This window comes from Streptomyces sp. C, from assembly GCF_000158895.1.
GTDB classification, from domain to species: Bacteria; Actinomycetota; Actinomycetes; order Streptomycetales; family Streptomycetaceae; genus Streptomyces; species Streptomyces racemochromogenes.
Genome location: NZ_GG657750.1, coordinates 915,431 through 915,908 on the forward strand (window position 1 = coordinate 915,431; position 478 = coordinate 915,908).

General features: G+C 80.1%; 1 protein-coding gene. It reads right to left on the bottom strand.

Features of this window, described 5'->3' with window-relative positions; all coding sequences use genetic code 11:
• On the bottom strand, nt 1-423 hold a 423-nt coding region (locus SSNG_RS41780; RefSeq protein WP_042800504.1), incomplete at its 3' end, for a DUF6777 domain-containing protein.
• Nucleotides 424-478: the final 55 nt, after the last annotated feature.

The following is a 478-nucleotide window of genomic DNA, read 5'->3' on the forward strand; positions in this document are numbered from 1 at the left end:
CACGGGGGTGAGGGCCCGCAGGTAGCCGGCGACGGCGCCCGGCCGCAGCCCCAGGGCCGAGGCGAAGGCGGCGTTCTTGGCGGGCTGCGAGGTCAGGGCGGTGATCTGCTGCTCCACGTCGCAGCTGGCGACGTCCTTCGTGCCGCCGTAGAGCCCGGGCGAGGAGCCGCTGACGCTGCGGGTGCCCGCCGGCGCGGTGGGCGCGGCCGTGCCCTGCGGCGGGCTCTCGGGCGGCGGGGTGGCCTGCTTCGCCGCGCTGGACTCGGTGAAGGGGTCCCGTCCGGGCTCGGCGGCCGGCTGGAGGAACACCTCGGCCGCGGCCACCTGCGGGGTACCGCCCCCGCCACCGCCGGGCCTGGTCAGCACGACCACCAGGGTGACCACCGCGACGAGCGCCACGGCGGCCGTCGCGACGCCGGGCACCGACCGCCACCAGGGCCCCCGGGGCGGCTCCGCGACGCCGGGCCCGCCGGGGGGA